Origin of the sequence: Peptoniphilus sp. BV3AC2 (assembly GCF_000478945.1) — a bacterium.
Lineage (GTDB): Bacteria > Bacillota > Clostridia > Tissierellales > Peptoniphilaceae > Peptoniphilus_B > Peptoniphilus_B duerdenii.
Window position 1 is genome coordinate 49,278 of the sequence record NZ_AWXD01000020.1, and the last position, 6,000, is coordinate 55,277.

Consider the following 6,000-nt stretch of genomic DNA (forward strand, 5'->3'; position numbering starts at 1 on the left):
TATAGGATTTAAAATTTTCTTTGAGAAAGTACGCTAATGATTTTAATTGAGAATCAAAAAAAATGTGGATTATATTTAGGGTAACACATTTTTTATTTGCATAATTTAGGTTTAATATAGGTCAGATCCTTCGACTCGGAAATAAATTTCCTCGCTCAGGATGACAATCCATAGAGACAGACCTTTAGAAATTCAGTAAATCAAAAGAGTTTGCCTGTAAAGAGCCTATCAGCTATGGAAGCAGATTGCTTCCGCTACATATACAATTTATTAGACTTTTTTAATAACAAATTCCGAACTTTCCTTCCAAAAGCAAATATATTCCAAATAAAAAAAGGAAAGAGATAACTCTTTCCTCTAATTCATATAAATCATTTAATTAATTTAAAAATATTAATTTTCCGTTTCTATTATACCGTAATCCCCATCATCTCTTCTGTAGATTACTGCTGGAGTTCCATCTTTTTCATTGATGTATACGAAGAAATCGTGATTTAATAGTTCCATTTGAACTACTGCTTCTTCTTCAAACATTGGATGAATTTTAAATCTCTTTCTCTTAACGATCTTTTCCTTTGGTTCTTCCTTAGGTTCTTCGAAGTTGTCGAATCTGATGGTTTCTTTTTCTTGACTCTTGTTCTTAAGTCTTGTCTTGTACTTTCTAACTTGTCTTGAGAGTACATCTACCACTTTGTCCATGGAAGTTTCCATATCATCAGAAGTTTCTTCTGCTCTTAAGGTCGCTCCCTTTAAGAACACTGTTACTTCGATTCTCTTTTTGTTCTTGATATGAGAAAATACAGCCCTTGCCTCAACTTCATCTGCAAAGTACTTGTCTAGTTTAGATAGTTTCTTTTCAGCCAATGCCTTTAAATCATCTGTCAAGGTTAGATTTTTGCCTGTTAATATAAGTTTCATAATGTACCTCCTGTCTTTTTATATAGTTACCCAATAAATTATAATTTTACACTCAATAATATGTTAAAATGTTTATGAGGTGTAAAATGACAGACAATACTCGTGAAATTCACATTAAAAAGGTGCTGCTACTCATATTTTTTGTAGCAAATTTAATTTTTAATATATTTTCTTTCGATATTTTAATTTCCAGATACTTGCACGTGATGCTTCTATTTATTTTGGGGGCATTCTTCTCTAAATCTTCAAAAGTTTTCTATTTTTTGGAAATTCCAACTTTTTTATATATTATTTTAAGTCAAAACGCTAGGATTCTTCGCGGCGGATACTTGACAAGCCTTGACGTAATCGTCGGAGCAGTTTTAATTTTAATTTTTATCTACATGGGCTATAAAGCCAACAAGACCGTGACGATCCTCGGACTTTTCTTCCTTTTGTTTCTATACTTCGGCAGATTTATTCCGGCGCCAATAGGTCACAACGGTTTTTCAATCAAACGAATCGTCTCTCACATGATCTACTCAACTTCAGGATTTTTCGGTACTGGAACTTCTGTGTCCATGTCCTACATATTTTTATTTATGATCTTCGGATCATTCTTAAAGTATGCAGGGCTTACGGATTTTATTGCAAATATTTCCCTTTCTCTATTTGGAAAAAGTAGCGGTGGCTCTGCCAAGGTCAGCGTAGTTAGCTCCGCATTTATGGGAATGATCAATGGTTCTGCTGTGGCAAATGTGGCGACAACTGGGACTTTTACCATCCCAATGATGAAAAAATCTGGATACAGTAGCGACTTTGCTGCTGCTGTTGAAGCTGTAAGCTCCACTGGAGGGCAGTTCTGTCCACCGATTATGGGTGCGGCAGCTTTTGTCATGGCAGAATTTTTAAATATAAATTATTTTGAAATCCTAAAGGCTGCTATAATTCCTGCGATTTTATTCTACTCAGGGATTCTCTTCGCGGTGCATTTCGAAGCGCAAAAGTCGAATATTAAATCCTCAGAAGTTAACATCGACATAAAAGAGGAGTTTAAAAATAATTTCCATCTTCTCATTCCAATTCTACTTTTGATTATTTTGATTTACTTCAAGGCAAATATCATAAAGGCAATTTTAATTTCCACAGCGAACATCTACTTCGTTTCACTTCTAAGAGCTCACACGAGTATGAGTTTCAAAGACGTTTTAGATGCGATCTACGAAGGCTCAATGGAATCTATAAACGTTGGAATATCTGTAGTGATGATTGGACTTATTATAGGCACCGAATCTCTAAGCGGTCTTGGAATATCTGTAATCGGATTTTTAACTTCCTACGGAATTAGATCCATGATTCTATCCGCATTTATAATCGCAATCTTATCCATCATTCTTGGAATGGGAGTGCCGGGGGTGGCTTCATTTGTAATCATCTACACCATCGCAAGTCCACTTCTAAATTCCTACGGAGTTAGCTACATGGCATCGGGACTTTTCTGTCTAATCTATGCATGTTTATCAAATATAACTCCGCCGGTGGCGATCTCTTCATACATGGCAAGCTCCATCGCAAGATCGGACCTTGTGAAGACATCTTTTACGGCGATGAGGCTCGGTCTCCATGGATTTATGATTCCATTTTTCTTTTTGGTGAACCCATTTTTCCTAGGAGATGGACCTATACTTAAAGTTTTACTCTATCTAGGACTGGGAATCCTCGGCACATTTGCCATGTCCATTGGAAATATCGGCTACTTAAAAAGAGATTTAAATATGTTTAAGAGGATAATATTTATGGTAAGCGGAGTGCTACTCCTCTATCCAGAGTTTTTCTCATCAGTTGCAGGTCTTGTACTTTTAATTGTCCTTGTAGTTTCGATTCGTTTCGGAGGTCAACATGAAAAAACTATATAAAATAATTTTACTTTCAATTTCACTTTTCCTTTTAACCTCTTGCAACGACTACAAGTACAGGGTCACCATGCCAACCGCAGGCACAGGTGGATCACTCTACCCGCTAGGGGCATCCATTGCCAAGGTTTTAAATCGAACCGGAGATTTCAAGGCGAGCCTCGAAGCATCCGGCGGAGGAATCGACAATTTAAATATAATCTACGACAAGGATGCAAATATTTCCTTCGGCGTGTCCTCCATCGTCTCCATGAGTTACGAAGGAGAAGGCATCTTCAAAGGCAGAGAAAACAAACATCTAAGGGTCATCGCATCCCTATATTTAAATCCTAACCAAGTTGTAGTTTTAAAAGATAAAAATATCAATTCCCTAAGAGATTTAGAAAACAAAAAATTCTCCTCAGGAGCAGTCGGCTCAAGCACGGAGATGGAATACTACTACCACATGGATGCTGTCGGCTCAGAAAAAGAAAACAAAGTCCACCTAGGACCGAGGGAAAGTATGGAAGAGATGAAGATGGGTGCCATGGACGGAGTGTGGATCATGGCAGGAGCACCGAGCGCACAGATAACAGAGATGCTTCTAACCACAAATTCCAAAGTACTAAGCATTCCAGAAGATGAAATGGAAAAAGTCATAGCGAAATACCCTTGGTACGAAAAATATACGATCAAAAAAGATGTCTACAACACCGATGAGGACATAAATACCACCGCCACAAGGATGCTCATCTACACCAGGGATGACTGCGACGAAGAATTGGTGTATAATTTTACAAAAGTGTTCTGGGAAAATATCGAAGAACTGAAAAAAGAAAACAAAGTCCTAAAGACTGTGAAAATAGAAGAAGCGGAAAAAGGCGCAGGAGTGATCCCGATCCATCCTGGAGCTATGAAGTACTACAAGGAGGTTTTGAAATGATTAAAAACGATACATTTATGAGGGAGATAAACGACATAATCAAGATGACAGCCAGTATCTACACCGACGATCTCGATTATGAATATGAAAATATAGACAACAAAACCAAGGAAGATAAAATCTACGACGAGCTAATGGAGCTGGTATCAAGCGGAGATTTAAACGCGGCAGACGAATGTATCTTCGATAATCTCGATCCAAACTCCATGAACTATCTAAAGCTTGCCTTAAACTTTTATAAAAAAATCAATGAACTTGACGATTACGAACTAAAATCCATGGACTTCGAAAGAGGAGAGATAAAATCTGCGGTCCTAGAAATTCTAGATGCATACGGAATTAATTTTATCAGCAAGTAGTTGGGTATAAATAAAAAAAGGAGGATTTTTATGAAGTACTTAAGTATATTTTTAGCATGTCTAATCATTCTAACAGGATGCGGAAAGAAAAATGACAACAAAAAAGAAAATAACAATCAAACGAAGATAGAAAACCAAACGGAAAATAAAAATAACAAAGAAACCAATACCCACGAGCCAGCCTCATCATCAGCAGGAGGATTTGCAGAAATAAAATTCGACACCAATCTTACAGAAGAAGAAGTGGTGGATGAAGCCAGCGCGGTGAATGCATTCTTAGAAGATAAGAATATCGAAATAATAAATCCGGCAACTGTTGAATCATGGAGCATACAAAAAGAAAATGACACAATAATTTCAATTTCAAAAGACAAGAACGAACAGACAGGAAAAGAAAGAGAGATAGAAGTAGAATATAAACTCGCAGAAGAAAGAGTTTTAAAAAGTATAAAAGTAGATGGAAAAGAAGTAAAATAGTAAAAGTTTTAGAAAATAGGTGCGAGACAGCATCTATTTTTTTATTGCTCTAGATGCTATCCGGATAGCATGTAAACTTTATGAATTTTATGAAATTTTATAAAGATATTCTAAAAAACAAAAAATACATATTAATATTGTTTGTGATGTTAAGATTTAAATCAAATGTAGCGGAAATCTTCTGCTTCCATCAATCGTGGTACTAAATTCTTTTCCATCAGGCTTTAGCCGTAAAACAAACAATACTTAAATGTTATCTCCATAGCGGAAGCATTTTGCTTCCACAGCCGAGAGGCGTGAGGTCTTTAAATAAAGCCGATGATTTAAACCTATCGAGCATCAACCTTCCCAACCGGTCATCATGAGAGGCAGTCGAGTTCTGCAAATCAGCCTTCACTACGCTTGGCTTCTTTGGAACTCTTTGCACAAGACCTGCTGTGAAATCAAAGATTTCGGCTAGGGCTTCGAAGGATCTCTTCAGAGACAACCATTCCAACTACAGTCACCCTGAGCGAACGAAGTGAGTCGAACGGGTATAACCTCCGAGGGTCAAGTCTTTACAAATGAAATAATTTCAAATTTCAAAAATTAAAAAATCTAAATAAATATCCTATACACAACCTAACCATATACTTTCTCCTTCCAATTTTCTTTTACGAGGGAGATGGAGGCACCGAAAAACCTACGGTTTTGCGAACGAGACAATGCCGGTCATTGTCCGGGATTTGACGATGACGTCGCCACCATCATCCTGGTTGACAGCAACTTGCAGCGAGAATAACTTCTTCCCAGTGAAAGGGCTTTTGCCTACAAGATGAAGTTGGAGGCTATGAAACATCAGGGTGAACGTATGGATTTAACTTGTGCAAAACTTGGGCACAAGTCCGATGGAAAGAAATCCAAGGATATTTTGGCGGAGCAGGTCGGACAAAGTAAAACTCAGATTCAAAATACATTCGCCTGACAGAGTTAATTCCCGAACTATTGAACATGGTGGACGAGAAGAAAATCACCTTTAATCCGGCCTATGAGCTGTCTTTTCTCAAACAGAGGAACAGCAGATGCTTTTAGAGACAATGGATTATGAGCAGGTCACCCCTTCTCTCTCAGACCCAGCTCATGAAAAAGTTTAGCCAGGACGGGAAACTCCACAGCGAATCCATGCTGGCGATTATGTAGGAGGAAAAGAAAAGCGATCTGGACAAAGTGACCTTTTCTTCCGATACCTTGCGGAAATATTTCCCCAAAAGCTATACCCCCAAGCGCATGGAAGAAACCATCATCAAGCTGCTTGAACAATGGCAGCGCAAGGGAGCCGCGGCTATCCTTGAGCATTACTTGCCGGTATTTACTATTTTGAGATTCATTGTGATACATATAATGAATTGGGCACACGCTGCACTACCTTTATGGAAATGTAGGAGGAATTTAA

Annotated in this window: 6 protein-coding genes and 1 pseudogene; 5 read left to right on the forward strand and 2 right to left on the reverse strand. The window is 37.7% G+C overall.

All coding sequences use genetic code 11. The features are described from left to right. Positions 1 to 393 precede the first annotated feature (393 nt). Positions 394 to 918, reverse strand: coding sequence for a ribosome hibernation-promoting factor, HPF/YfiA family (gene hpf / locus HMPREF1252_RS04860; protein ID WP_023059598.1), 525 nt, complete (start codon positions 916 to 918; stop codon positions 394 to 396). A gap of 86 nt (positions 919 to 1,004) precedes the next feature. On the opposite strand from hpf, the gene HMPREF1252_RS04865 reads away from it, so the two are divergent. From HMPREF1252_RS04865 to HMPREF1252_RS04880, 4 genes are read left to right on the forward strand one after another with little or no spacing between them, the layout of a single operon-like run. Then, positions 1,005 to 2,813, forward strand: a complete 1,809-nt coding sequence (locus tag HMPREF1252_RS04865; RefSeq protein WP_023059602.1) for a TRAP transporter fused permease subunit — start codon at positions 1,005 to 1,007, stop codon at positions 2,811 to 2,813. Continuing rightward, a complete protein-coding gene (locus tag HMPREF1252_RS04870) occupies positions 2,797 to 3,732 on the forward strand; it encodes a TAXI family TRAP transporter solute-binding subunit (RefSeq protein WP_023059620.1) in 936 nt (311 codons plus the stop codon). The genes HMPREF1252_RS04865 and HMPREF1252_RS04870 overlap by 17 nt, the downstream gene beginning before the upstream one ends. Continuing rightward, positions 3,729 to 4,091, forward strand: a complete 363-nt coding sequence (locus HMPREF1252_RS04875; protein WP_023059610.1) for a DUF6483 family protein — start codon at positions 3,729 to 3,731, stop codon at positions 4,089 to 4,091. Before HMPREF1252_RS04870 ends, HMPREF1252_RS04875 begins: the two co-directional genes overlap by 4 nt. 30 nt (positions 4,092 to 4,121) lie before the next feature. After that, entirely contained in the window at positions 4,122 to 4,568 is a 447-nt protein-coding gene (locus HMPREF1252_RS04880; RefSeq protein ID WP_023059608.1) for a hypothetical protein, read from the forward strand. Positions 4,569 to 4,821: 253 nt separating this feature from the next. On the opposite strand, the gene HMPREF1252_RS04885 is transcribed toward HMPREF1252_RS04880, so the two are convergent. Continuing rightward, complete coding sequence (locus HMPREF1252_RS04885) at positions 4,822 to 5,064, reverse strand: hypothetical protein (protein WP_036746904.1); 243 nt, start codon at positions 5,062 to 5,064, stop codon at positions 4,822 to 4,824. 154 nt (positions 5,065 to 5,218) lie between these two features. Between HMPREF1252_RS04885 and HMPREF1252_RS04890 the strand changes: the two are divergent. Continuing rightward, positions 5,219 to 5,879 (forward strand): annotated as a pseudogene (locus HMPREF1252_RS04890) (ParB/RepB/Spo0J family partition protein); the annotation flags it as partial. Between the last annotated feature and the right edge of the window lie 121 nt (positions 5,880 to 6,000).

Bases quoted from the DNA above. Each gene is read 5' to 3' on its own strand.
- hpf (WP_023059598.1), bottom strand. From the start codon at position 918: ATGAAACTTATATTAACAGGCAAAAATCTAACCTTGACAGATGATTTA.
- HMPREF1252_RS04865 (WP_023059602.1), top strand. From the start codon at position 1,005: ATGACAGACAATACTCGTGAAATTCACATTAAAAAGGTGCTGCTACTC.
- HMPREF1252_RS04880 (WP_023059608.1), top strand. From the start codon at position 4,122: ATGAAGTACTTAAGTATATTTTTAGCATGTCTAATCATTCTAACAGGA.
- HMPREF1252_RS04875 (WP_023059610.1), top strand. From the start codon at position 3,729: ATGATTAAAAACGATACATTTATGAGGGAGATAAACGACATAATCAAG.
- HMPREF1252_RS04870 (WP_023059620.1), top strand. From the start codon at position 2,797: ATGAAAAAACTATATAAAATAATTTTACTTTCAATTTCACTTTTCCTT.